At 33.8% G+C, this 26,508-nt stretch carries 22 protein-coding genes; 10 read left to right on the forward strand and 12 right to left on the reverse strand.

What is annotated here, in order from left to right; genetic code table 11:
- Positions 1 to 45 precede the first annotated feature (45 nt).
- From larC to BTM19_RS05310, 6 genes are read right to left on the reverse strand one after another with little or no spacing between them, the layout of a single operon-like run.
- Complete coding sequence (gene larC / locus BTM19_RS05285) at positions 46 to 1,227, reverse strand: nickel pincer cofactor biosynthesis protein LarC (protein ID WP_038679229.1); 1,182 nt, start codon at positions 1,225 to 1,227, stop codon at positions 46 to 48.
- A 17-nt stretch (positions 1,228 to 1,244) separates the two neighbouring features.
- On the reverse strand, positions 1,245 to 2,003 hold the full coding sequence (gene larB, locus BTM19_RS05290; protein WP_099265773.1) for a nickel pincer cofactor biosynthesis protein LarB: 759 nt from the start codon (positions 2,001 to 2,003) through the stop codon (positions 1,245 to 1,247).
- Positions 2,004 to 2,024: 21 nt separating this feature from the next.
- Positions 2,025 to 2,849 carry an ATP-dependent sacrificial sulfur transferase LarE gene (larE, locus tag BTM19_RS05295; protein WP_038679227.1) on the reverse strand — a complete coding sequence of 275 codons (825 nt, stop codon included), beginning with the start codon at positions 2,847 to 2,849 and terminating at the stop codon, positions 2,025 to 2,027.
- Positions 2,850 to 2,865: 16 nt separating this feature from the next.
- Positions 2,866 to 4,128 carry a nickel-dependent lactate racemase gene (gene larA, locus BTM19_RS05300; protein WP_029378061.1) on the reverse strand — a complete coding sequence of 421 codons (1,263 nt, stop codon included), beginning with the start codon at positions 4,126 to 4,128 and terminating at the stop codon, positions 2,866 to 2,868.
- 3 nt (positions 4,129 to 4,131) lie between these two features.
- A complete protein-coding gene (locus tag BTM19_RS05305; RefSeq protein ID WP_029378062.1) occupies positions 4,132 to 5,295 on the reverse strand; it encodes a 2-keto-3-deoxygluconate permease in 1,164 nt (387 codons plus the stop codon).
- Positions 5,296 to 5,320: 25 nt separating this feature from the next.
- Positions 5,321 to 6,451, reverse strand: coding sequence for a glycerate kinase (locus tag BTM19_RS05310; protein WP_038679224.1), 1,131 nt, complete (start codon positions 6,449 to 6,451; stop codon positions 5,321 to 5,323).
- A gap of 134 nt (positions 6,452 to 6,585) precedes the next feature.
- On the opposite strand from BTM19_RS05310, the gene BTM19_RS05315 reads away from it, so the two are divergent.
- The 4 genes from BTM19_RS05315 (at position 6,586) to BTM19_RS05330 (ending at position 12,720) form a co-directional block, all read left to right on the forward strand.
- The gene (locus BTM19_RS05315) at positions 6,586 to 7,665 is read left to right on the forward strand and encodes a CdaR family transcriptional regulator (RefSeq protein WP_099265774.1); all 1,080 of its coding nucleotides are present in this window, start codon (positions 6,586 to 6,588) and stop codon (positions 7,663 to 7,665) included.
- A 1,048-nt stretch (positions 7,666 to 8,713) separates the two neighbouring features.
- Positions 8,714 to 11,347: a pyruvate, phosphate dikinase gene (gene ppdK, locus BTM19_RS05320; RefSeq protein WP_038679222.1), complete on the forward strand. Its 2,634-nt coding sequence runs from the start codon at positions 8,714 to 8,716 to the stop codon at positions 11,345 to 11,347.
- Positions 11,340 to 12,155, forward strand: coding sequence for a pyruvate, water dikinase regulatory protein (locus BTM19_RS05325; protein WP_099265775.1), 816 nt, complete (start codon positions 11,340 to 11,342; stop codon positions 12,153 to 12,155). Before ppdK ends, BTM19_RS05325 begins: the two co-directional genes overlap by 8 nt.
- 151 nt (positions 12,156 to 12,306) lie before the next feature.
- Positions 12,307 to 12,720 carry a VOC family protein gene (locus BTM19_RS05330; protein ID WP_029378067.1) on the forward strand — a complete coding sequence of 138 codons (414 nt, stop codon included), beginning with the start codon at positions 12,307 to 12,309 and terminating at the stop codon, positions 12,718 to 12,720.
- 113 nt (positions 12,721 to 12,833) lie between these two features.
- Here BTM19_RS05330 and BTM19_RS05335 read toward each other — a convergent pair whose 3' ends face one another.
- From BTM19_RS05335 to BTM19_RS05350, 4 genes are all read right to left on the reverse strand, one after another.
- Positions 12,834 to 13,349: a hypothetical protein gene (locus BTM19_RS05335; protein WP_029378068.1), complete on the reverse strand. Its 516-nt coding sequence runs from the start codon at positions 13,347 to 13,349 to the stop codon at positions 12,834 to 12,836.
- Positions 13,342 to 13,866, reverse strand: coding sequence for a hypothetical protein (locus BTM19_RS05340; protein WP_099265776.1), 525 nt, complete (start codon positions 13,864 to 13,866; stop codon positions 13,342 to 13,344). The genes BTM19_RS05335 and BTM19_RS05340 overlap by 8 nt, the downstream gene beginning before the upstream one ends.
- Positions 13,859 to 14,059 carry a helix-turn-helix transcriptional regulator gene (locus BTM19_RS05345; RefSeq protein WP_029378070.1) on the reverse strand — a complete coding sequence of 67 codons (201 nt, stop codon included), beginning with the start codon at positions 14,057 to 14,059 and terminating at the stop codon, positions 13,859 to 13,861. The genes BTM19_RS05340 and BTM19_RS05345 overlap by 8 nt, the downstream gene beginning before the upstream one ends.
- A gap of 299 nt (positions 14,060 to 14,358) precedes the next feature.
- A complete protein-coding gene (locus tag BTM19_RS05350) occupies positions 14,359 to 14,904 on the reverse strand; it encodes a helix-turn-helix domain-containing protein (RefSeq protein WP_029378071.1) in 546 nt (181 codons plus the stop codon).
- Positions 14,905 to 14,989: 85 nt separating this feature from the next.
- Here BTM19_RS05350 and BTM19_RS05355 point away from each other — a divergent pair, with 85 nt between their 5' ends.
- The 6 genes from BTM19_RS05355 (at position 14,990) to BTM19_RS05380 (ending at position 24,146) form a co-directional block, all read left to right on the forward strand.
- Positions 14,990 to 16,174: a CynX/NimT family MFS transporter gene (locus BTM19_RS05355; protein WP_058625919.1), complete on the forward strand. Its 1,185-nt coding sequence runs from the start codon at positions 14,990 to 14,992 to the stop codon at positions 16,172 to 16,174.
- 181 nt (positions 16,175 to 16,355) lie between these two features.
- A complete protein-coding gene (cls, locus tag BTM19_RS05360; RefSeq protein WP_029378073.1) occupies positions 16,356 to 17,840 on the forward strand; it encodes a cardiolipin synthase in 1,485 nt (494 codons plus the stop codon).
- A 455-nt stretch (positions 17,841 to 18,295) separates the two neighbouring features.
- Positions 18,296 to 19,696 carry a MocR-like transcriptional regulator GabR gene (gene gabR / locus BTM19_RS05365; RefSeq protein ID WP_081225191.1) on the forward strand — a complete coding sequence of 467 codons (1,401 nt, stop codon included), beginning with the start codon at positions 18,296 to 18,298 and terminating at the stop codon, positions 19,694 to 19,696.
- A gap of 96 nt (positions 19,697 to 19,792) precedes the next feature.
- The gene (gene gabT / locus BTM19_RS05370; protein ID WP_038679219.1) at positions 19,793 to 21,109 is read left to right on the forward strand and encodes a 4-aminobutyrate--2-oxoglutarate transaminase; all 1,317 of its coding nucleotides are present in this window, start codon (positions 19,793 to 19,795) and stop codon (positions 21,107 to 21,109) included.
- Between the two features lie 83 nt (positions 21,110 to 21,192).
- Positions 21,193 to 22,572 carry an NAD-dependent succinate-semialdehyde dehydrogenase gene (locus tag BTM19_RS05375; protein ID WP_038679218.1) on the forward strand — a complete coding sequence of 460 codons (1,380 nt, stop codon included), beginning with the start codon at positions 21,193 to 21,195 and terminating at the stop codon, positions 22,570 to 22,572.
- A 173-nt stretch (positions 22,573 to 22,745) separates the two neighbouring features.
- A complete protein-coding gene (locus BTM19_RS05380; RefSeq protein WP_038679217.1) occupies positions 22,746 to 24,146 on the forward strand; it encodes an APC family permease in 1,401 nt (466 codons plus the stop codon).
- 156 nt (positions 24,147 to 24,302) lie between these two features.
- Here BTM19_RS05380 and BTM19_RS05385 read toward each other — a convergent pair whose 3' ends face one another.
- A complete protein-coding gene (locus BTM19_RS05385) occupies positions 24,303 to 25,310 on the reverse strand; it encodes a PTS sugar transporter subunit IIC (RefSeq protein WP_038679216.1) in 1,008 nt (335 codons plus the stop codon).
- Between the two features lie 222 nt (positions 25,311 to 25,532).
- Complete coding sequence (locus BTM19_RS05390) at positions 25,533 to 26,423, reverse strand: fructose bisphosphate aldolase (protein WP_099265777.1); 891 nt, start codon at positions 26,421 to 26,423, stop codon at positions 25,533 to 25,535.
- Positions 26,424 to 26,508: the final 85 nt, after the last annotated feature.

Raw genomic sequence — 26,508 nt, forward strand, 5'->3', positions numbered from 1 at the left:
ATTGTGATGAAACTGTGATTAAGATTTGTTTATATTGATATTGAATTAATCAATTTCAATGTTAATGTGTTTTTGTAAAGTTGTTTGAATATCGTTATAAACGGTAGCAAAGGGCATTCCTGACTGAATTGAAGCATTTCGAACATCTTCAAATTCAGGTTTGGCTTTTATAACTTTGTCACCCAGCATACCTAATTTCACTAATATTGCGCCGTAATTTGTATGCACGGTCTGAAATTGACGGTACAAGATTTTTCGGTTTACTGTATAACTTCGTACACCTAGCGATGTCGTATATTTAAGGATATAGTTTTCGAAATACTGTACTTGTGTAAGACTACAAATAACTGTTAATTGTGTAGCTAGACGACTTTTCTTCATAGTGATAGGTGTGTAATAAGCATCCAAAGCACCATCGTCTATTACTTGTTCCATAAAAAATCCAAGCATTTCTGGTGTCATGTCATCAAGTTGGCATTCTAATACTTGAACTTGAGAGGGAGTCGATTCTTTTTTAGAAAATTGAACTGCACGTAATATATTTGGAAAATCAAAATCTTTTGTACCACAACCGTAACCAATCTCGTTCATTGTGACACTTGGTAGTGGCCCGACTTCTGATACTAATGCTTTAATAAAACCTGCGCCTGTCGGGGTCGTTAATTCACTTGCTACATCAAAAGCGGCAAGCGGTATACCTTTAAGTATTTCAGCAGTTGCAGGTGCGGGTACAGGGTAAATACCATGTGCGATATTGATTTTTCCGTGTCCCGTGGGAATCGGTGAGGAGAGTAAAGTATCAATGTCTAAGGCTTCTAATGCTAAACAACTCCCGATAATATCAATGATTGAATCCATTGCACCTACTTCATGAAAGTGTACGTCTTCAACTGACATGCCGTGAATTTTTGCTTCTGCATGTGCAATAACATCAAATACTTTGATACTTCGTTCTTTTACTCTATCAGGCAAAGTGCTTTCACGTATCATTATGAAAATATCTTGAGCTTTTCTATGGTGATGTGCTGGCTCAAAATCGATTGATAGTGATGTAGCTTGGATACCTTGTTTATTTTGTGAAGAAAAGTTTAACTTAAATTTGTTTAAGGGTAAGTCATTTAAATGCTTTTCAATATAATTTATATCTGCACCTAAATCAACAAGTGCAGATAGCAACATATCGCCTGCAATACCTGCATGACAATCTAAATAAATTGCATTAGGCATATTGATTCACTCCATTTCTAATGAGCTTCAATCATTTTTATAATCATTGCGGCATTATAGCCACCACCAAAGCCATTATCTATATTGAGGACGCTTGTTCCTGGTGCACAGGAATTAACCATTGATAATAGTGTTGTTACACCTTCTAAATTCGCACCATAACCTATACTAGTAGGAACAGAGTAGACTGGATGATCTACTAAGCCTGATACTACACTTGAAAGGGCACCTTCTATACCGGCAACAACGATTGAAACCTTACTTTGTCTAATTGCTTCTATATGTGAAAATAAACGATGGATACCAGATACACCTACATCATAAAAGCGTTTTACATGTATACCCATTACCTCAGCAGTAATGGCAGCTTCTTCTGCAACTGGTAAATCAGAAGTTCCGGCACAAATCACAGATGTGTAATAATTAGATTTTGAAATATTGCTTATAGGAGTACAAATAATACGCGCTGCTTCATGATATTCAAGATGACTATACTTAGCGATAATATTTTGTGCTTTGTTATAGTCGACCCTTGTAACTAGAATAATCTCATCGTGTGCGAGTAATGTGCTGATGATATCTATAATTTGAGAAGCTGTTTTTCCTTCGCCAAAAACAACTTCTGGAAAGCCTTGCCGTTGTCTCCTATGCAAATCAATTTTGGCAAAACCTAATTCGTCATAATGACTTAATTGAGTCTTAGCTTCTGCAACAGAAAGCTGCTTCGATTGAACAGCTTGAAGCAATGAGTCTAGGGAATCTTGCTTGTCAGTCATAGTTACGCCCCCTTTATAAATTTAATATGCATCTAATGAATCGATGACTTCGTTCATACTTCCTGTGCGATAGCCTTCTAAATCAATCGTTACATAGTCAAAGCCTAGTTCTTTAAGTCGCAGTGTTATTTGTTTTCGATACTGTACTACGGTTGGAATGTCGATATCGTTAACTTCTACTCTAGCGATATTATGGTGATAACGTACTCTAACATTGCTAATATCTAAACTTAAAATATATTTTTCCGCTTCGTTGACTTTATTTACTTTTGCAAAATTCAATGTTTCTCCATAAGGAATACGAGAGGCAAGACTACATAATGCTGGTTTATTCCAAACTGGTAAACCATTAGCCTTACTAATTTCTCTTACTTCGGATTTGTATAAATCAGCTTCTTGCAATATACTTCTTACATTAAATTCTGTTCTTGCTTTTAAGCCTGGTCTGAAATCATCTAAGTCATCCATGATCATGCCATCAAGCACATAATTAAAGTTGTACTCCCTTCTTAACTCTTCTAGTTTTGAATATAATAAACACTTGCTGTAATACCAACTGTCAGGTGTATTTTCAATAATATGAGGGTCTTTTAGTTCTTCAATTTCAGCCTCTGTTATTGGCGCGTTAAGTTGATTTGCTAATTCAATAGCTTGATTGAATTCTTCATGTCTAAATAATTCGGATTTGACTATAACTGCTTTAACATTTGCGTGACCTAATACATCAACGGCTTTCTTTAAGACCAGACTGCTATCTACACCACCAGAAAAAGCAATAACTACTTTGTTCATATCTTTAAGAATATTTTCTAATTTTTGTTCTTTATTTAAAGTCTCAGTTAACATTATTATTCCTCCTAATTTATGATTCAACGTATGGAATGGTTAGTGGTCCTAACGGCATAACGCCAATCGTCATGTCTTTTCCATATTTGTCTTCAAGCATTTTTAGTGTGTCATTAATTTCAGTAACTGGATGTAGCATAGCATCTTTAGTCTGCTGATCAGTGAGTTTAGAGTATAAATAGACATCTGCAAATGTTTGGATAACGGCTTGTTTTTGAACTTGCCATTGATCCAACATAGCAAAGTCTGGGTCGTTAATCATGTCGACGAGTGCTTGCGGGCTATCAGCCATTTTAAGAATTTCAGCATAGTTACCGTGATTTGGATATCCATCACTACATTCTGATAACATGATAATACTGCCACCTTCTTTAACAACCTTGTGTGCAGCGCTCATCCCTTTAACGGTTTGATATAAGTTTTGATCCAAAGGATATCCGGAGTTAGAAGCTATTACAACATCAAAAGGTTCATCACATTTGAACATGGCATGTTTCTTAGCGTAAGCGCATCCTTTATCATGTGCTTCAAATAATTCTCCAGCAAAGACCTCAGTAATGGCTTTCTCTTTGTTTAATGTTACATTGAGCATAAAGTCTGGCTTGCACATGGCATTAATTTCTCGGGTCATATCTTGAACCGGATTATCTGTCATGTTACCCCAAGTGGAGCGAATATCACCAATCATTTTCGCATTATGGAAGGTCATAATTGTTTCGATACCTGCAATTCCTGGCATGATCCCTTTAGGACCACCTGAAAATCCAGCAAAGAAATGCGGTTCTATAAAGCCAGTAACGATTTTGAAATCGGCTTCAACATATGATTTATTCAGGTATACATCACATCCATATTTGCTATGTCCAACTTTGCTCAAGGTTGTTTTATCATTACAATGATTATGAACAATTTTGATGCTATTAACGATGTCTTCACCTAACATTTGAACAAGCTCTTCTCGAGTTTGGTCACGATGTGTGCCGGTACCATTTATAATTACAAAATTCTCCAATGGTAAATGGGACAATGTCTTTATAAGTAAAGGCACCAATATATGGTTAGGCGTTGGTCTCGTGATATCACTGATCACAATAGCTACAGTTTGATTAGCTTGGACCATTTCACTCAAAGGTTTAGTACCAATAGGGTGGCGTAAAGCTTTTTGAATTGCACCGATATCATCTTCAAGTGCAGTTAAGTCTTGAGGTTCAATTAAGACACTGTGGTCTGGTAAATCAATTTCAACGTTGGATTTACCATATAGCATAGTAGTTTTCAAAACTTACTCCTCCTTTTTGTTTAAAGCGCTTTCATAAAAGCGTAGTTTATTTACTTGTTTTAGTTTGAACAATGGTTCGTTTGTGCGTTTGAAATATTCTTTTCTTCCATATATACCCTTGTTTTTCTGGTATTTATCAACCATTATAACTGCTATTGGGCATAAAATAGCTGTAGTAATAGCAGATATTGATATTTGAGCCGTTGCCACAGGCGCTATTTTTTCTATCATTGCATACTCACTTTGAGTTAAATTACCGTTTGCTAGGGCAGTAGAAGCAGCCGCAACTACTGCAGCTGGAGTAGATACAGCGTTCCCAGCAGTGGAAGCTTCAGAAATTGGAGCGATAACACTTTTTTCTTTAAATAATTTAAATGCAGCAATACCAGTAATAGCGGTACATATAAATGTTAGTAAAGCTAAAGTTAGTCCACCTGATAATACAGAGAAATTAAAGAATTCAGCTAAATTCATACCAGCACCTAATGAGAAAGCGAAGAACGGAATTAGGATTGTTTCTCCTGGGCGTAGAAATTCTGAAATTTTAGGATCTAAGTTACCTAATAGCATACCAATACCTAACGGAAGCAGTACTGATATGAACGATATGACTGGAAAAGTAGTGCCAATAAACCCTAGTGAAATTAGGGTGAGTAAAGGTCCATCATTAATTGCTAATATAGATAGTCCGCCAATATCTGAACGATTTCCATATGCACTCGTTAATGCAGCATACATACCACTATTACTATTTGTCATTGCAGCAATGATTGCAATTGTAGATAACCCAAATAATCCTGTCCACGGGTCAAAAATGGCGCCGAGTAATAAACCAACTCCTAACCCTGAAAAGTATTTAGTAGATGTTAATAAGAAACCTTTTTTTAATGCCTTCCCCCCGATTTTCAAATTCATTTGGCTTCCAACACAAAATATAAAAAGTGCAATTAATACTAACGCACTATCTTTAAATAGTTCCTGTGAGAATCCACCAATTTGCAACATTTCATAATGCCCCTGCTCAGTTTTTGGCGCACCGAGTTGCTTTAATAAATTCATTATAAAATTTAAATGTAGTTGGTCAATCGTATTAATCGTAGCACCCAAAAGTAAAGGCACAACCATCAATCCCCCTGGTATTTTTTCAATCGTATCTTTGATTCTCATAACTAACATCCCCTTAAATATTTTATTAATTATGGAAAAATGTTTTTACGATATTCTTAGTTGCTTTCTTTATTAATTTTTCCGAATTAGCAATCGTATGTGCAAGTGACATAGGTCCATCGGTTAAACTAAAAGCACTTACTACACCAAAATCATTTAACATATCAATGTCTACATCGACAGTTCCCCCGATAAAGATGACAGGTACATTGAACTTTTGGGCGCATTTGGCAATACCTATTGGCGTTTTACCATAAAAAGTTTGGAAATCAATTTTACCTTCCCCAGTAATTACTAAATCTGCATCCTCTAAATAATTTTCGAGATGTATAAGGTTTATAACAACTTGAATACCATCATTAAATTCACTAGGGAAAAATGCTTTGAAAGCACCTCCTAGACCACCAGCGGCCCCAGCACCAGCTAATTCATGTAGACGTATATGTTGTGTGGATTCGACAATGTTTGCCCAATGTGTAAGGTTTTGCTCTAATAATGTTATTTCTGAAGATGATGCTCCTTTTTGCTTTCCAAAGACATGTGATGCGCCATCTTGTCCAATTAATGGATTTTTAACGTCTGTTGCAATTACAAAGTTACAATGTTGAATTCGATCGTCGAAGTTTTTTAAATCGATGTGATGGATATCTTTTAATGCAGCACCACCAAAAGTTATATCATTAAGGTTTTTATTGATTAATCTCGCACCTAATGCCTGTAACATACCAGCGCCGGCATCATTTGTTGCTGAGCCACCGATTGCTAGAATGAATTTCTCATAACCTTTGTTTAGTGCATCTTGTATTAACTCTCCGGTGCCGTATGTTGTTGTAATCATTGGGTTTAGTTTTGCTTCTGGTACATGTTTCAAGCCTGATGCTTCTGCCATTTCGATAACACAAGTTTTATTATCATCCAACACACCGTATCGAGCAGTAACTTGATTACCTAATGGTCCAGTAACAGAAACAGTTTCAAATTTGCCGTTGGTTGCATTTACTAGTGCTTCCATGGTTCCTTCACCACCGTCACCAACAGGCAAAGCATGAACCTCGGCATGAGGGTAAGTTTCGGTAATGCTTTGGGACATATAGGATGTGACCTCGGTAGCCGTCATACTACCCTTGAATGAATCAGGCGCTAAGACAATTTTCAATTTAAACGACCTCCTTGTAAACGCTTTCTGATATATATTATTCTATTATATAGATTTTATTTTATTGAAAATAGGGTTAAACTATACAATAATATACCTTTAAATTTGTATAAAAGTGATAGAGTGGTGAAAAAATGGAAATATTAACAGAGGAAGTAGCAACACTTATTGTAGAAGAAACTGCAAAAAGAACAAAAAGTAATATTAACATAATGAATTTTAACGGTAAGATTATAGCATCATTTGATAAAAGCAGGATTGGTAGTATACATGAAGGTGCGCGTAAAGTATTAGCGTGCGAGCAAATGGTTATATTAACTGAAGAAGATTGTGAGAAACTTCAGGGGACACAACCGGGTATTAATTTACCCATTATATTTCAAGAAGAAATTATCGGTGTAATTGGTATTACAGGTGATCCCAAAGCATTATTGTACGTAGCAGATTTAGTAAAAATGTCGACCGAATTATTGTTATATCAAAATTACTTTACATATGAACTAGAAGGACATATACGTAGCCAAGAATTATTCATTGAAGAACTGTTAAAAAGCAATCCCTCTAATTCGTTTATACAATATTTAACGAAACAAATTAACACAAATTTATTAACTTATAGAAAATGTATTATTATTAATCTAGAGAATCAAATATTTTCAAGAAATAGCATCGTTCGTACATTAACTAGTAAAATTGACCAAACGACTTTTACATTAGCTTTTACTAATCATAATCGTATCGTTATACTGGCTTCTGATGAATCGCAAAAAGCTTTGGAAGAAAAGATAGTGAGAATTTATCAAGCTTTTAAATCATTGAAGTTAGAAGTAAGAATGGCTTCGAGTTTACTTTTTTCAAGTTTGAATGATTTCAAAAAGGCTTATGAAGAGTGTGATCTTGTATTTATGTTGAATGACCAAACCCAAACATTGATGTCATTTGAAGATGTAGAAGAGAAAACGTTGCTTTATCAAATAGAGAGTGAAATAAGAGAAAGATATAAGCAAAGAATTTTGAGTAATCTAGATTCACAAAGTATAGAAACTTTAGAAAGTTTCTTCAAAAATGATTTGAATATTGCTAAAACTGCAAAATATCTCTTTATTCATCGTAATACGTTACTTTACCGATTGGAAAAATGTGAAACACGTACAGGATTGAATCCAAAGAAATATTCAGATGCGATTAAACTACAAATAGCTTTATGGTGTTAACTATTCGTAGTTTAGTTGATATATTGCTTTTGTTTAGTAAATCGATAATAGTAGCAATATCACAATGTAGAAATATCATAAAATGTAGTAGTCGCGTTTTTTAGAAAAGTATCAAAAAAGACTTTACAAATTACACGACCAACAATATAATTAATTTAAGTTATTACTAAATAATTCTATAAAATATATAATAAAAATCTTTATAGATACAAAACGTTTTGTTTTCAATTTGAAATTCTTAAATAGTAATGGTGCCATTATTGAGTTATTAAGTGATAACTCACATCAACTTGTTATTGATGTACCATGGAATGAAGGGACGTGGTCATAATGTGTATAAAATACTTATAAAGTTTTGAATGAATTATTGTGATGATTTGATTAAAATATATTACACTACATGAAAAAGCCAAAACGAATTAACTTTAACAATGCACGAATGTTGTTGTAACTTATCATACTAGATTAACTATGAGATGCTAGTATGATAAATCCTCTGTATGTAACTTTGACAAACGATTATATTTTAAATAGTCACCTACTTTAGCGCAATACAACGTTTATGCTGTAATCTGCCATTTTTAGTAATTTTCGTACTCCAATTTATTTAGTATATCTTAATTAGAAAATGCGATGTCTCTATTTCACCTACTTTTAAAGTCCACAAAAATATAAGAACCAGTTTAAATCAAATAGTACTTTGAAATAGAAAAAAGCTAGTGTAAATGCATCTATTTTTAATTTTAGCCACACAAAATTATAGTTATATGACTTAAATGTTCTCATTTGAAAAATATACTTAGTAATATATTAAGTCCTTTAATCATGTTATATAAAAATGGCAATGAACTGGTGATGTTAAAAGTCCCAAGCAACAAATCAATGTTGCTTGGGCTTTTTATGCACAAAATTATGATATATCAAGAGATTAAGGTGAAAAAAGAAATTAATATGAACAAATTTTTATATTTTAGTTGTCATTTTCAATCTAATGTGACATACTCAATCACAATTAGTATAACATAATAACTATTTGAGGTGATTCAGTATGACGAAATATATTTATGCATTTGATGAAGGGCAAAAATCTATGAAAGATTTATTAGGAGGCAAGGGTGCTAATTTAGCAGAAATGAAACGCTTGGGTTTACCAGTGCCCGATGGTTTTACATTAACAACGGAAGCTTGTATCAAATATTTAGAGCATGGATCTCAGCTATCTGATATACTCATAGATCAATTAAATTCACAACTAACTGCTTTTTATGAACGTACACAAAAATCATTTTCTTCAGACACGTCTTTATTATTAGTTTCAGTAAGAAGTGGAGCTAAAATTTCTATGCCAGGAATGATGGACACAATTTTAAATTTAGGTTTAAATGATGATAATGTTAAAAAGCTAGCTGAAAAGACTGAGGATGCTCGTTTTGCTTATGATTGTTATCGCCGTCTATTACAAATGTTTGGCGAAGTCGTATATGGTATTCCAATGGCATCATTTGATACATATTTCAATCAATATAAAATAAAGCATGGTTATCAAAATGATGCTGATATTCCAGCTGAAGGACTACAAGTAATTTGCGAACATTTTAAAGAAGTATATATTGAAGAAGTTTATAAGCCATTTCCACAAACGCCTATTGATCAATTAACTGAAGCTATTGAAGCAGTGTTTAAATCATGGGATAACGACCGTGCTCGTATATATCGTGAATTGAATGAAATACCACATGATATTGGAACTGCTGTAAATATTCAAGAAATGGTATTTGGCAATAGTGGAGAAAATAGTGGGACAGGAGTCGCGTTTACACGCAATCCAGTTACAGGAGAGTCTAAGCTATTTGGAGAGTATTTGTTAAATGCACAAGGTGAAGATGTTGTTGCAGGTATTCGTACACCTAAAGATATCGAGTCATTGAGGGAACAAATGCCACAGGTACATCAACAGTTTGTAGAGGTTTCTAAACGTCTTGAAACTCACTATAAAGATATGCAAGATATTGAGTTTACGATTGAAAATGGACAGCTATATTTACTGCAAACAAGAAATGGTAAGCGTACTGCTAATGCAGCCATATACATTGCAGTAGATTTGGTTGAAGAGGGCGTTATAAGCAAAGAAGAAGCAGTAATGAATGTCGAAGTAAAATCTATTGATCAGTTATTGCATCCTAATTTTGATGAGGAATCACTTAAACAAGCAACTACAATTTCTAAAATTGGTTTGCCAGCAAGTCCAGGAGCAGCGAGTGGTAAGATTGTATTTTCAGCAGAAAGTGCGAAAGAACAAGCAGAGAAAGGTAATAAAGTTATCTTAATGAGACCAGAAACATCTCCAGAAGATATTGAAGGAATGATCGCAAGTGAAGCAATCGTTACCACACATGGTGGTATGACTTCGCATGCAGCCGTTGTAGCACGTGGTATGGGGAAATGTTGCGTTACAGGATGTTCTGATATAGAAATTAATGTCGTAGATAAAGTAGTTAATTATTCAGAAGGTACGTTACACGAAGGTGATGTTATTTCAGTAGATGGCGCAAAAGGTGATATTTATTACGGCGAAGTGTCGACGATGAAAGCAGAGCGCAGTGAAGCGTTTGAGCAGTTTATGGCATGGTCAGAAGATGTAGCGAGATTACAAGTTAGAATGAATGCGGAAACACCTCAAGATATTCAAACTGGTTACCAGTTTAATGCTAAAGGCATAGGTCTTGTCCGTACAGAGCACATGTTCTTTGGTCCTGAACGCCTGATTGAAATGCGCCGCTTTATCTTATCAGATACACAAGAGAAAAGAATTAATGCACTAAATAAAATTCAGCAATATCAAATGGCTGATTTTGAAGAAATATTAAAGTTGTCTGGTCAAAGACCGACGATTATTAGATTGTTAGATCCACCACTTCACGAATTTTTACCAAGTTCGCTAGAAGAAAAAAACAATGTAGCTCAACAGTTGAATGTGTCTGCAAGAGAATTGGAACAATACATTGAGAGTTTAGACGAAGTAAATCCAATGTTGGGGCATAGAGGCTGTCGCCTTGCTATTACGTATCCAGAATTGTATGTTATGCAAGCTGAAGCTATAGTGAAAAGTGCATTACGCTTAAAAGCACAAGGTATTGAGTCTCAACCAGAAATCATGATTCCTTTAGTTTCTACAGTAGCAGAGTTTACAATTTTAAAAGCTCAAATTGTTGAAAAGATAGAACAATTGCAACAAGAGGCAGGAGAAACAATTCAATACTTAATTGGAACAATGATTGAAACACCAAGGGCTTGCCTAATCGCCGGTGAATTAGCGAAAGTATGTGATTTCTTTAGCTTTGGTACTAATGATTTAACGCAATTAACTTTCGGGTTCTCTAGAGATGATGCTGGTAAATTTATTGGTTCATATTCAGAACAAGGTATTTTAGAAAATGACCCATTCCAAACATTAGATCAAGATGGTGTTGGACAACTTGTTAAAATGGCTACACAACAAGCTAAAGCTGTTAACCCTATGATTAAAATAGGTGTTTGTGGTGAGTTAGGTGGAGACGATAAATCAATCCATTACTTTAATCAAATTGATATTGACTATGTTTCATGTTCACCATTTAGAGTTCCAGGTGCATTGTTATCGACTGCACAAAGTGAGGTTAAAGGTGGTCGATTACGTGTTTAATGACTTGGTAGAACCACAACTCAGATTATATGTTATTTCAGATTCTATCGGTGAAACAGCGCAACGCATGGTACATGCAACACTAACTCAATTTCCTGATGTATCACAAATTGAAATAAAAAAATTTCCATTTATAAAAAGTGAAGAAGAACTTATTAATATATTGAAAAGTGCTAAAGCACGTGCTGCAGTTGTAATAACAACATTAGTGAATCCTGAATTTAATATGGTTGGTCAGCAATATGCAAAAGAAGCGGATATTCCATATGTTGATTATATGTCTGACTTAATTGGCATTATTCAGCAACGCACAAATTGTTCGCCTATTTTAGAAAGCGGAGCCTTACGTAAATTAGATGAAAATTATTTTAGAAGAATAGAAGCTATGGAATACTCTGTTAAATATGATGATGGTAAGCATTTTACTGACATAGGGGAAGCCGATGCACTCATTGTTGGTGTTTCAAGAACATCAAAGACACCACTTAGTATGTATTTAGCGAATAAAGGTTACAAAATTGCAAATATACCGCTGGTACCAGAAGTTGATATACCTGATGAAGTTTTTAGGCATAAGGATTTAAAAGTATTTGGTTTAACTGCAAGCCCTAATTATATTTTGAACATACGTAATGAACGTGTGAAAGTGTTGGGGCTACACGGCCCAACAAACTATAATAGTATTGAAAGAATCAGAGAAGAATTAATATATGCTGAAGAGATTTTTGAAAAATTAAGCGCAACAGTTATTAAAACAGAATACAAATCAATTGAAGAATCAGCGTTTTATATAGAAAAGTTTTTATAAGTTAGTCTTATTTCACAGTTATATGACTGCAATATATTTTAATAGTAAAATTTAAGACTGAAAGATGTATTAATTTCACTGGAATAGTGAGTAGTGTTGTTACAAGGTGGGTAGGGTTAAAGTGATATAAAATTTAAAAGGGAGTGTCACAATGCTAAAAACAGTATCACCGTATTTGTTTTTTAATGGCACATGCAGAGAAGCCTTACAATTTTACAGTGAAATATTAGAAGGTACAATTAAAGGTGTAATGACGTATGGTGAAGCAAATGAAAAAGTTGCTGATGACCCTGAGCGTATTATTCATAGCCAATTAGAAGTAGATGGACAGTTGTTTATGTTGTCCGATATTCCTAAAGATGATAACTCTATGCTTCAAGATCGTAATGTTTATATTGTACTTGAGTTTGATAGTGAGGAAGCATTAACACGTGCTTATAACCAATTAAAGGCAGACGGCGAAGTACAAATGGAGCTTGATGACATGTTTTGGGGAGCTAAGTATGCCAAACTCATTGATAAATATGATATTGGATGGGACTTAAGTTACACTAAATCATCATAAATAAATTGATATAAATGCCCACGTTTACTTAAATGAACGTGGGCATTACTTATAATCAGTGCTATCTATTTAATGGTACAAATGAGTTTGTAGTGATAGTAATTAAGAGTTAACTAGTCATTATCTTTATAAGTTTTAATGAGCTTCATTTTAGCAAATCCATAGATAATAAGACCTGATATAATAGCAATGATTAAATTAATAAATAGATATTTCAAGATATCTGAACTCTGTGGTAAATTCGAACCTGTAATGTATGGTATCCAATAATTACTTAGATTGAATATGATAAACATTATAGTTGCGAATAATATGCTACTTTTATGTAATTTTTTTAATTGTGTCTTATATTGCGCCTCGGTATGTACCTCTAAAGTGTCCACTTTTTTCTTACGAAGTGAACCAACTAAAATGATTGAATAGATTAATACTAATATGAAAGTTATTGAACCTAATAAAGGTAGGCGATTTAGATAGCTAGTTATAAAAAAGTCTGACGCACTGACAATGAGCCCACCATAAAAAATCCATGGAGAAAACCTAGCATAATCATGTAATAGTTGTTGACGTTCATATTCGTCTGTAAATCTAAAATTAGGAATTAAACGTAGAATTTTGTCATTATTCATCATGTTTACTCCTTTCATCTAGCAATTTTATCCGAGAATCCTTAGTAACCGTAAATATTATGATGAGAATTAAAGGTATATAGGTGCTAAACTTTGTTAATATAGAAAAGTTTAAACTATTACCTGCAAGGATTGGCGCAATTACTACTGTAGTCAATAGCATATAGATTATTGCGATGATTAAGAAAATGACCCTTTTATTACGGGTTTCTCGTAGCAATTTATGGTAAACTTCTCGATCTTTCACCTCTATTTCTAATGGATCAGCACTAAATTTACTCATAGACATTCTACAACCTAAAATGATAAGTAATAATGCGCCGCCAATAGTGAACGGAGATAAAAACTCACGTTCAATGTCGAAGAAAATAGATAAATAAACGAGTGCGATAAGTACATATAATCCGATAATACTATGTTTGGCTAGAGTTTTATCTATTTCATACTGTTGGTATTCATCTGGATTGCTCATTAAACCGGTAAAATTTTGATATAACCACTTATTTTTTCTATTCATTTGAATGCTCCTCCCAAAATAAATCGTTGAGTGTAACATCTAAAGCTTTCGCTATATTAATACATAAATTTAATGATGGATTATATTTATTATTTTCAATCATATTGATTGTTTGCCTTGATACTTCAACTGTTCTTGAAAGTGTAAGTTGAGACATATGCTTGGCGTTTCGATAATGCTTAACTTTATTCATGGTGAATATATCGCCACCTTTTGTGTCAAATATATGTTACATGTACAATATATACGACATTTCTAAATGTGTCAATGTTACATAATTTTTTAAATTTAAATGATCAAAATAACATGATGCTGTATTTTGTTAAGCGAAATTGATAAGTGGTAGAACAGTTGTAAGAATTTGCAATTAAATATGAGGAATATATGAATTAATAGACATAGAAAAAGTCCCACTTGTTCAATATTTTGACAGTGGGACTTTTGGAAGTGGTTTTATAAAGTAGTTTCCTAGCATAGTGACTTTATAATTGATTATTGATAATACATAGTAGAGGTGAAAACAGCAGTTACGTTTCCACGATTTCGATAACAGTGTGGTACATCACTGTTAAAACGAAAGGCTTGATGATGGTTAATTGTATATATTGTAGAATCAACTTCTATTTCAAGCACACCCTCGTTTACAATGATATATTCTTCAGAACCAACATGGTGTGGCGCTGAATTCATTTTTCCATCTGGCTCTATTACCATTTTAAACATTTCAAATTTCTTATTATCATCATATGGAAAATATGGATAGATAGAGACTTTATCGTCAATGATTGGAATGATGTCAGACTCATCGATAAAGTCTACTTCATCGTTATTTAATGATGTTAATTGCGATAAAGATAGATGAAGTCCGTTGGCAATTTTCCAAAGAGTTGTAATGGTAGGATTGGAATTTCCTTTTTCAATTTGACTTAGCATATTTTTGCTGACACCAGTTACATTTGCAACTTTCTCTAAGCTGAGTTGATGCTTCTTCCGATGGTCAGCAATGTTTTTGGCTACTATATTCTGAATATTATACAAATGCATCGCTCCTATTTACAATATAACGTACATATCGTACCATATAGTGTATTGATTTTAAAATAATCCATCAAGGTGGTAAAGTATGGAAAATTATAGAAAAATAAAACCATTTAATTGGTTATTATTTATAGGTATTTTATTAGTTGGGGCAAATTTACGAGCACCTATAACTTCTATAGGTGTGGCATTGCCTGATATAAAAGCAGATTTAGCGTTATCCAATAGTGCTGTTAGTGTGGTTACGGTAGTACCTTTATTAGCCTTTGCTGTAATTTCATTATTTGCTGCCAGAACGAGTAATAGGTTCGGACTTGAGAAAACAATCTTCCTAGCTTTATGGTTAATATTAATAGGTATTGTTGTCAGATCAGTTACAGGTATTTCATGGTTGTACATTGGGACTGTGTTGATTGGTATTGGTATTGGGTTTGGCAATGTACTCGCACCAGCAGTTATCAAAGCAAAGTTCCCACTACATATTGGTATTATGACTGGGTATTACACCGTTGTTATGAACGTCTTTGGGGGGCTATCTTCATATGGAACAGCGCCATTAGTGAAAGCCTTTAACTATAATATTGCAATAAGCGTTATTGGTATAGTGACACTTTTGACAATTATCTTATGGTCATTCCAATTAAAAGGTAAGCAAGAGGTGACGACTGCCATACCTCGAGAAAGTATTAATGTGTGGAAATCTCCGTTATCATGGCAAATTACTGTATTAATGGGGGGACAGTCGCTTATCTTTTACTCACTTATAAACTGGATGCCAGCATATCTTGCGCAAAGTGGCATGTCAATCAGTGAAGCGGGCGCCTATCTATCAGTACTTCAAATTTCAATTATTCCATTTACATTTATTACGCCTATTTTTGCTACAAAAATGAAATCCCAATTTTTATTGACCTTTATTACTGGTCTATGTTTTATAGCTGGTGTTGTAATCATGATATTTATTCCCAATTTAGCAATTATATCGACAATTCTTATTGGTATGGCTGGTGGTATTGCATTCGGTTTAGTTAACACTTTCTTTAGTTTGAGAACAGAGCATAGTCAAACCGCTGCTAAATTGTCAGGTATGGCCCAATCTATCGGTTATTTATTTGCTGCAATTGGTCCATTACTATTTGGAATTTTACATGACATTACTGGTGAATGGTTGGCTTCACTGTCTATTTTGTTAATAACTGCATGTATTATCACGCTATTTGGTTCCCAAGCCGGTCGTAATCGTACTATTGAAGAAACGCTTCAGAAATAGCATAAACCATGTTATAAAAATAGGTTAAAGAGAATGGTAAAATTAGGGATTTTACAATATAATTGGCTTTAATAAGCATTGTATTTTTAGTATTATACATGTTTAACATTTAATTTAATTAGTAAATTTTTTGATAGTTTTATAAATCTTTCGATAAACGAAAGTACAATGAGGTGAGTTTATGCAGTTAATTTTTGATCCAAATGTAAGTCCAATCTATCGAGGTGTTTTAGCATTTTTCTTTGTAGTAAACATTATATTAGCATTGCTAATTGTATTTTTAGATAGAGATAGAAGAGATGCTACAGCAACTTGGGCATGGTTGTTCCTACTCTTTGTTATGCCTATATTAGGCTTCTTTATTTATATATTCTTTGGTAGAGGTGTGCGTAAGAAACGTGAGCGAGGTTTTGCGCATAATCAAATAGAGGATGGTATGAAACGTGTAGAAGCTCAATTGAAAACATCTACAAATAAAATTAGTGATTCTGAAAATCCAATTGTAAGAAAGCATAAAGATATTGCAACCACGTTATTAACAAAAGAACCGTCATTCTTAAGTAATGATAATAATGTTGATATTTATACTGATGGTCATGACTTATTTGCGCAAATGAAACAAGACTTGCGTAGTGCTAAGTCCTATATTCATATGGAATATTATGTTTTAGAGTTAGATGGTTTGGGCACTGAAATTGTTAATATTTTAGAAGAAAAAGCAAGAGAAGGGTTAGAAGTTAAGCTATTATATGATGCAGTAGGTTCAAAATCTGTTCACAAATCAAAATTTAAATCATTTCAAGAAGCGGGCGGTCAAGTTGAAGCTTTCTTTCAAGCCAAAATTCCTTTAATCAACTTTAGAGTGAATAATAGAAACCATCGTAAAATTGTTGTCATTGATGGTATGACTGGTTATGTCGGCGGCTTTAATATTGGAGATGAATATTTAGGATTAAATGAAAAATTTGGTTATTGGAGAGATACGCATTTAAGAGTTAGAGGTGATGGCGTAGATGCATTACAACTAAGCTTTATTCATGATTGGAACTCGCAAGCTAAGCGTGAACAATTAGATTATAATGAAAAATATTTCCCGGAAAATGCGGATCAAGGCGGCGATGTATCCATGCAATTAGCACTCAGTGCACCAAGTGATAATTGGCATCAAATTGAATTTGGTTACATGAAGATGATTATGAAAGCTGAGAAATCTATTTATATGCATAGTCCGTACTTTATTCCAGATAAAGGTTATATTAATGCTTTGCGTATTGCGGCTAAATCAGGTGTGGATGTACGTTTGATTATACCTTGCAAACCGGATCATATTTTTGTATATTGGGCTACAATTTCAAGTGTGGCTCAGCTTATACGGGATGGTGTTAAAGTTTACACATATGAAAATGGATTCATTCATTCTAAGATGATGCTTATCGATGATGAAGTTGCGAGTGTAGGTTCAGCTAACATGGATATTCGAAGTTTTGAATTAAACTTTGAAATAAATGCATTTATGTATGATGAACGTATCACTAAAAAACTTAAAGACGCTTTCTTTGAAGATTTGAAAGTATCACAAGAATTAACAGAAGAGCGTTATAATCAACGTTCTAATTGGATTAAATTTAAACAAGCTATTGCAAAATTAGCTTCGCCTATATTATAAATGAGAATTATTGTGACCTGAAAGATATAATGAATACAATTTAAGACAACGGTTATCAGAAGGATAACTGTTGGCTTAGAACGTAGAGAAGAAATTAGGCCATGAATCTTAGAAAAATAGCACTCAGATGATTTAATTCAATTCATCTGAGTGCTTCTTTTTGTTCAATACTTCGTATTGTTGGCTCGCTTTCTTAGGGGACATCTTCAGCCTGTAGTCTTCAGTTTGTCCTGTTCCCTCAAGAGTCTCGCCAAAATACGTCGCATTAATATGTAATTTCACATCGAAATACTTTAAAGAATAAGCCCTTACCTATAATTTAATAAATACTACTAAGGCAACGGTTATCAGAAGGATAACCGTTGCTTTTTTATATGATATAATTTATAAAATCATGAATTACTATAGTTAATGCTAATAATAATTTATTTATTGAATAATAGAGAGGTGTACCTATGCAGCGTGATACAAACCAATATATTTATAGACAATTATATAATCATTTGAAGTCTGATATGCTAGCTTCTAAATATGAAAGTCATGAAAAATTACCTTCTAAAAGAACTATGGCAAAACATATGAATGTAAGTGTGAATAGTGTTAAAGCTGCATATGAACAATTACTAGCAGAAGGTTACATCTACACTGAAGAACGGAAAGGCTATTTTGTAGAGCCATTAGATAAATTAATCATTAACCCAGATGCACAAAATTTACGCACTTCATATGAAAGTGCTGCAGAAATAAATTATGATTATTCATTTTCTCATATGAGTACTGATATATCTGAATTTCCAATAGACATATGGACAAAATTAACCAAACGTGTTTTTCAAGACTATGATCATTATTTATCATCAATCCCTAATGTAAAGGGTCCTATAGAACTAAGACAATCTATTGCTAAACTTGTTTCTTATCAAAGAGGTGTCCAATGTCATCCAGAACAAATAATTATTGGTTCAGGGACCAATACATTATTGATGAAATTGATACAGCTGATGTCTGAAAATGTGAGGATAGCTGTTGAAAATCCAGGTTATTCTAGATTTAGGGATATATTAAAGCAAACACATACGCAAATGGCTCCCATTTCATTAGATAACAAAGGCATTTCTATAGAAGGCATTAAAAATGCTCAACCTGATGCTATCATTGTAACCCCTTCACACCAATTTCCGATGGGGACAATTATGCCTGTATCTAGACGTATAAGTTTATTGAATTGGGCAAGTAAAACACAAAGCTATATTATCGAAGATGATTACGATAGTGAATTCAAATATGAAACAGATAATATCCCATCTCTATTTAGTTTTGATAAAAATGAACGTGTAATATACTTAGGCACATTTTCTAAAACATTAATGCCAGCGTTACGTATTAGTTATATGATATTACCGACAAAATTAGTTGGAAAATTTGAAGCACAAAATCAAAGCGCAATTCCAGATTTTTCAATATTAAATGCATTAACATTGAATTTACTGATTAAAGATGGCTACTATGAAAAACATCTAAAAAAAATGCATCAGATATACGGCAAAAAGAGGGCATATCTAATTGAACAATTAGAAATGATATTTGGTGAAAATATTGATATTAAAGATACGCAAGCAGGGTTACATTTTATTATTGAAGTTGTTTCACCATACTCTTATGAAGAAATTGAGTCACGCGCTAAAGAGTATAAATTAGAACTATATACGATAAATCGCTTCAATGTGACAGCACTTCAAAATAATAGTGAACGTAAGATATTGATTATTGGTTTCTCTAAAATTGAGCAACAGCAAATACCTGATGCAGTTCAACGCTTAAAAAAAGTAATTAATGCTACATCTGGTACCATATAAATAGCTAATCTGGTACTTTACATAATACCAATAATATTTTAAATTTTTAGACAATAAATGAAATAATGTTTGTATTAAGTCATAGGAGGTTTCATAATGTCAGATAAATTTAATTATTATAAAGAACAACGTGAAAAATATGTAGCTCGTGGAGTAGGAAACGGAAATTTACATGTTGCTGATGAAGCGCAAAGTGCAACTATTAAAGATGTCGAAGGCAATGTATTTATTGATTTTGCCGGTGCGATTGGAACATTAAATGTGGGGCATACGCATCCTGAAATTACGAAACATTTAAAAACACAATTAGATAAATTTATACATCCAGGATTCAATGTCATTATGTATGAAAGCTATCTTAACTTAGCACAAAAATTAACAGAAATTACGCCAGGTAATTTTGAGAAAAAATCAATATTGTTGAATTCTGGAGCTGAAGCCGTAGAAAATGCTGTGAAGATTGCAAGAAAATATACTGGCAGACAAGCGGTCGTTTCATTTGTAAGAGGATTTCATGGTAGAACAAATTTAACTATGTCAATGACAAGTAAAGTGAAGCCCTACAAATTAGGTTTCGGTCCGTTTGCACCAGAAGTTTATCAAGCGCCTTACCCAAATATTTCTGAAAAATCTGAAGAATTATCAAATGAAGCTTATACAGATCAGATTATCAATAAATTACATGATTTCTTTATCGAAACAGTAGATCCAAGTGATGTGGCTTGTATCGTTATGGAACCTGTTCAAGGTGAAGGTGGGTTCATTATCCCAGATTCTAAATTTGTAAAAGCAGTCAAACAAATTTGTGAAGATAATGGTATTGTCTTTGTAGCTGATGAAATTCAAAGCGGTTTTGCCAGAACGGGCAAGACTTTTGCTATAGAACATTTTGATATTGAACCAGATTTAATCACAGTCTCAAAATCATTAGCTGCCGGCTTTCCGTTAAGTGGTGTAGTTGGTAAAGCAGAAATCATTGATAGTGCTGCACCAGGAGAATTAGGTGGTACTTATGCTGGAAATCCATTAGCTTGTGAGGCTGCGCTTAAAGTTATTGAAATTATAGAGACAGAAGATTTAAATGGTAAAGCAGAACAACTAGGTTATAACTTAGAAACATATCTAACATCATTGAGTGAAAAATATAATCAAATCTCAAGTATACGTCGATTAGGTGCAATGGTTGCTTTTGAAGTGGTTGATGCTGAAACTGGTGAACCTGATAAAGCATTAACAGGTAAACTTGTACAATTAGCCAATGAAAAAGGCTTGTTATTGTTATCTGCAGGTATTAAAGGTAATGTTATTCGATTCTTACCACCTTTAGTTATAACAGATGATGAGTTGAATGAAGGATTACGAATTTTAACAGATGTGTTTGAGAGTGTAATTTCTAAAGAAGGTATCGCATAAACATCTACACTTTATGCTTTTTTGATATAGGGTATGGTAATTATAAGCATTTTATAATTGATCAATAAAAAGGAGACCTTAATATGACAAAATTAGAAGTATTTAATCCAGCTACAAATGAAGTCATTGAACGCTTAGATTATACAAGTAACGAAGATATTCAAGCACAGGTGGAACGCGCACATAAAGCATTTCAACAATGGAAAAAAGTAGACGCTCACGAACGTTCTGCTAAATTATTGAAATGGGCAGAACTTATAGATGAACATCAAGATGAACTAGCACGTCTCATCACATTAGAGGGTGGTAAACCACTTGCTGAAGCAAAAGGTGAAGTTACTTATGCTAATTCTTATGTGAAGTGGTATGCAGAAGAAGCAAAACGTGTTTATGGTCGCACAATTCCGGCTAACGCTTCGTCTAAAAAAATTATTATAGATAAATTTCCAGTAGGCGTTGTCGGTGCAATTACACCGTGGAATTTCCCGGCAGCTATGATTACGCGAAAAATGGCACCAGCCTTAGCAGCCGGTTGTACCATTATTTGTAAACCAGCAGTAAAAACGCCATTAACTACAATTAAATTAGTAGAACTTGCCCATGAAGCTGGATTCCCTAAAGATGCGATTTCTTATATTATTGCATCTGGTAAAGACGCAGGTGATTTATTTACTGAACATGAACTTATCAGTAAAGTGACATTTACTGGATCAACTGCAGTGGGTAAAACATTGATAGAGCAATCTGCACAACAAGTTAAGAATGTAACAATGGAACTAGGTGGACTTGCACCGTTAATTGTGCATAAAGATGCAGATGTTGACGCAGCTGTGGAAGGAACAATTGCTTCTAAATTTAGAAATGCGGGTCAAACTTGTATATGTGCCAATAGAATTTATGTACATCAAGATATCGCAGAGACCTATACAGAGAAATTAGTAGAAAAAGTGCATGCACTGACTGTAGGTAATGGTTTAGAAAGTGATGTCAAAGTAGGACCACTTATCGATGCACAAGCTGTTAAGAAAGTATTAACGCATATAACTGATGCGCAAGAGAAAGGTGGGGCATTATCGCGTAGCATTGAAGAAATTCAATCGTTGGGCGGAAATTTCTTGAAACCAGTAGTTATTTCTAACGCAAATTTGGATATGAAGGCCATGCATGAAGAAACATTTGGACCAGTTGCGCCAGTTATGATATATGAAGATTTAGATGAAGTTATTCAAATAGCAAATGATACAGAATTCGGTTTAGCATCATATTTCTTTACTAATGACTATCGTACTGGTCTGAAACTCTTTAATGAATTAGAATATGGTGTTATTGGTTGGAACGATGGAGGTCCATCTGCTGCCCATGCACCGTTTGGTGGTTTAAAAGAAAGCGGTTATGGTAGAGAAGGTGGCATAGAAGGAATTGAACCGTATTTAGAAACGAAATATCTTTCTATTCAAGAATAACTTTAGGAATGCATGCATAGAGTACTGTCAATTAAAATATAAACAAGGGTTGAAGATTTAAGGAATAATAATTAAATCAAGGTAAGGTTATAAGCATAGTAGTTAAGTTGTATTACTGTGCTGGCCTTACAATATTATTATTTTAATTTGAAGAATGTAATGGGGTATGTTCAATGAAATCACAAAAATCACAGTTTGATAAATCAATGAATATTGTTGATGTCTTATTTCTTGCGATCGGCGCCATGCTTGGATGGGGATGGGTCGTATTATCGGGTGAATGGGTATCAACAGCAGGTTTCGTAGGAAGTATTGTTGCCTTTTTAATAGGAGGATTTTTAGTAATTGTAATTGGTCTTACATATGCAGAGCTTGCTTCTGCAATTCCAGAAACTGGTGGGGGATTTGTCTTTGTAAAAAAAGCATTTTCACCGGGTATTGCTTTTATTTCTGGGTGGTCAGTATTATTTGGCTATGTATCAGTGATTACATTTGAAGCGGTGGCTTTACCAACAGTAATCGATTATGTTGTTCCTTTTCAACATCATGGCTTTATGTGGAATATTGCCGGATGGGACGTATACTTAACGTGGGTGTTAATTGGTTCTGTGGGTAGTATTGTTTTAACGTCATTAAATTACTTTGGTGTTAAACCTGCGGCAATAATGCAGACAGTCTTTACAATATTTATTGTTTCAGTCGGTTTGCTACTCGTTTTTGGTGCTGGATTTAATGGTAATTTCAGTAACTTAAAACCATTTGAACATGGAGTAGGTGGAACAATGTCCGTGTTGATGATGATTCCTTTCCTATTTGTTGGATTTGATGTTATTCCACAGATTGCTGAAGAGGTAAAAGCACCTTCTAAAAAAATAGGTGGTATTTTAATCTTTTCGATTATTGCCTCTGTGATTTTTTATTTACTTATTGTTTTTGGTGTCGCAACGGGATTATCTCCTAAAGCCCTTGGCACTAGTAGTTTAGCTACAGCTGATGCAATGGTAAACCTTTTTGGGCATAGTGGATTTGGCGTTTTACTCGTACTAGGTGGCGTCGCCGGCATAATTACCAGTTGGAATGCATTTATTATAGGCGGTAGTAGAATTTTGTATGCTATGGCTAAAAATAAAATGATTCCGCAATGGTTTGCTTATATTCATCCTAAATTCAAAACGCCAACACACGGTATTTTATTTTTAGGTATACTTGCATTTGTGGCGCCATTATTAGGAAGACCGGCACTTTCGTGGATTGTTAACGCTGGAGGTGTTGGTGTCGTATTAGGTTATTTATTAGTAGCAATTTCATTTTTAAAATTACGTAAGACACAACCTGATTTAGAAAGACCATATCGTATTAGAAATGGTAGAGTTGTAGGTATTATTGCAGTTGTGCTTAGTATTTTATTTATAAGTATTTATCTTCCTGGCATGCCTTCGTCACTCGCTTGGCCTGCAGAGTGGTTGATTGTATTAGCGTGGTACTTTGTTGCCTTTGTCCTTTATTTTACTCAAAAGAGAAGAGTGACAACAGGACGACAAGTACCGATACAAGGTGAGAACCAATCTAATTAGTATTGAATAAAAAAGGTGACTCGATTTCTATAAGCTGGTTTAAGCTGAGATAGAAATTGAGTCACCTTTTTCTGTTCATAAATGAAGTATTGATGGTAAATGGATTAGCGCTTAATAAACAATATAAAATTATAATCTTTCGAATATATCACATCTTTAACTAGCTACATTGATACGTTGATCTCCTGGTTTAATCCACTGTTTATTTAAGAAAAATTTATATAACATAAAGCTAAAACATGAGGGTAGCAAAATATGGAATATAGCTATCAGTAACCAAGTTTGAATCGAACCGCCCATCGTATTAATCGTCATAATTTGACCTATGAAGCCGCTTGTACCCATGCCTGCACCTGCAGGATTATTCGACATCGGGAATAATGTTGTCATAATTGGGGCAACAATTGCACTTGCAAGCGTTGGAGGCAAGAGAATCATTGGATTTTTAATAATATTTGGAACTTGTAACATGCTCGTTCCAATACCAATCGAAAGTAAGCCGCTCCATCCATTATCTTTATAACTATTCACTGCAAATCCCACCATTTGGGAAGCACAGCCAATAGTGGCCGCTCCGGCAGCTAATCCACTTAAATCAAGCATCAAAGCAAGGGCCGCGCTAGAAATAGGTGCTGTTAATGCTAGTCCAAATATAACGGACACGACTATGCCCATAATCAATGGTTGTTGTTCTGTTCCAACGATAATCACTTTACCTAAGCCAGTCATGAATTGATTCAAAGCTGGACCAAATAGTTTGGCTATTGCACCACCAATTACAATGGTAAGTAAAGGCGTGATGATGATATCTATTTTTGTCTTACTAGCATAAAGTCTGCTTAATTCAACGACAATAAGTGTTGCGATATATGCACCTACAGCACCACCACCAAATGTGTCATAACCAAGCGTCCCAACGATAACGCAAGAAAAAATAACTAGAGGTTTAGCACCTAGGCCATAAGCTATAGCAACACCAATTGCGGCTCCTGTTACGGACATAGCTACCTTACCTATTTCAGATAAAAAAGATAAATTGAGTTGCGGTATCAAAGTTTGGCTGCCTAATGTTTCTAAAATAAGTCCAATTATCAATGAACCAAATAAGCCAAGTGCCATAAAACTTAGTGCTTCAATAACCCATCTATGTAAATGATTTTTCATTAAGTATGCTCCCTGTTTTTAAATAAAGTTATTTTATAAATTAATATTAGTATATAGATAGTTTTCAGTATTGGCTAGTCCATTTAGAAATTGATACAATGATTGTCTGGTATTAGTGGAATAAAAATTGAGGCTAGGACACAAATATAATGTCCCAGCCTCAGAAAGCTTAATTATTTAATTTATATAGCGATACGTAATACGAAACTATGGAAAGAATACTTAGTTTTTATTAACAGAAGCATCATAGATAGATTCAACTGTTTCGCCTAAGATTCTATCGAACTCTTCATCTGATTGATTTACATTTAAATCATTGATAAGTGCACGAGAGAAACTTGCGATTAGGTCTTTATTTTGTTTAAGTACTTCATTTGCATGTTCTCTACTATAACCACCAGATAATGCAACGACACGAACAACGTTTGGATGATTAATAAGTGTTTGATATTGATCTGCTTTAGTAGGGATAGTTACTTTGAGCATTACTAATTGATCATCATTTAATTTATTTAATTCTTCTAATATAGAATCAGTTAAGTAAGCTTCGATTTCTTCTTTGTTTTCAGCATTAATATTAACTTCAGGTTCAATTATAGGTACTAAACCTGCAGCGATGATTTGCTTAGCTACTTCAAATTGTTGTTTAACTACTAGATCAATACCATCTTTATTAAGTTCTAAGATATTAGAACGCATTTTAGTTCCGAAAATTTTATGTTCGTTTGCACGGCTTAATAAATCGTCTAATTCAGGCATTGGTTTCATCAATTGAACGCCATCTTTTTGTTCATCTAAACCTTTATCTATTTTTAAGAATGGTACGATACCTTTATCTGCAAGGTAGTCACCAGTATGTTTACCTTCTACTTCACGATCCATTGTTTGTTCGAAAAGGATTGCACCGACAATTTTATCAGAACTAAATGAAGGTGATGAAACAATACGTGTACGCATGTCATGAACGAGTTTGAACATTTCGTCTTCACTATTGTATTGATCTTCAGTAACACCATAGTCACTTAGCGCTTTAGGTGTACTACCACCACTTTGGTCTAATGCTGCAATGAATCCTTTACCATTTTTTACTTTGTCAAATTGTTCTTTATTCATTCTTACCACTCCTTTTACTTTATTCAATTATTAGTATGATAAAAAACTGTCTGAAACGCAAGTTGTAGGCACCTTATATAACAAA

Source organism: Staphylococcus xylosus, assembly GCF_002732165.1.
GTDB lineage: Bacteria > Bacillota > Bacilli > Staphylococcales > Staphylococcaceae > Staphylococcus > Staphylococcus xylosus.

Coding starts and splice junctions, on each gene's coding strand:
- larC (WP_038679229.1), bottom strand. CDS start 1,227: ATGCCTAATGCAATTTATTTAGATTGTCATGCAGGTATTGCAGGCGAT.
- larB (WP_099265773.1), bottom strand. CDS start 2,003: ATGACTGACAAGCAAGATTCCCTAGACTCATTGCTTCAAGCTGTTCAA.
- larE (WP_038679227.1), bottom strand. CDS start 2,849: ATGTTAACTGAGACTTTAAATAAAGAACAAAAATTAGAAAATATTCTT.
- BTM19_RS05305 (WP_029378062.1), bottom strand. CDS start 5,295: ATGAGAATCAAAGATACGATTGAAAAAATACCAGGGGGATTGATGGTT.
- BTM19_RS05315 (WP_099265774.1), top strand. CDS start 6,586: ATGGAAATATTAACAGAGGAAGTAGCAACACTTATTGTAGAAGAAACT.
- ppdK (WP_038679222.1), top strand. CDS start 8,714: ATGACGAAATATATTTATGCATTTGATGAAGGGCAAAAATCTATGAAA.
- BTM19_RS05330 (WP_029378067.1), top strand. CDS start 12,307: ATGCTAAAAACAGTATCACCGTATTTGTTTTTTAATGGCACATGCAGA.
- BTM19_RS05335 (WP_029378068.1), bottom strand. CDS start 13,349: ATGAATAATGACAAAATTCTACGTTTAATTCCTAATTTTAGATTTACA.
- BTM19_RS05340 (WP_099265776.1), bottom strand. CDS start 13,866: ATGAATAGAAAAAATAAGTGGTTATATCAAAATTTTACCGGTTTAATG.
- BTM19_RS05345 (WP_029378070.1), bottom strand. CDS start 14,059: ATGAATAAAGTTAAGCATTATCGAAACGCCAAGCATATGTCTCAACTT.
- BTM19_RS05355 (WP_058625919.1), top strand. CDS start 14,990: ATGGAAAATTATAGAAAAATAAAACCATTTAATTGGTTATTATTTATA.
- cls (WP_029378073.1), top strand. CDS start 16,356: ATGCAGTTAATTTTTGATCCAAATGTAAGTCCAATCTATCGAGGTGTT.
- gabR (WP_081225191.1), top strand. CDS start 18,296: ATGCAGCGTGATACAAACCAATATATTTATAGACAATTATATAATCAT.
- gabT (WP_038679219.1), top strand. CDS start 19,793: ATGTCAGATAAATTTAATTATTATAAAGAACAACGTGAAAAATATGTA.
- BTM19_RS05375 (WP_038679218.1), top strand. CDS start 21,193: ATGACAAAATTAGAAGTATTTAATCCAGCTACAAATGAAGTCATTGAA.
- BTM19_RS05380 (WP_038679217.1), top strand. CDS start 22,746: ATGAAATCACAAAAATCACAGTTTGATAAATCAATGAATATTGTTGAT.
- BTM19_RS05385 (WP_038679216.1), bottom strand. CDS start 25,310: ATGAAAAATCATTTACATAGATGGGTTATTGAAGCACTAAGTTTTATG.
- BTM19_RS05390 (WP_099265777.1), bottom strand. CDS start 26,423: ATGAATAAAGAACAATTTGACAAAGTAAAAAATGGTAAAGGATTCATT.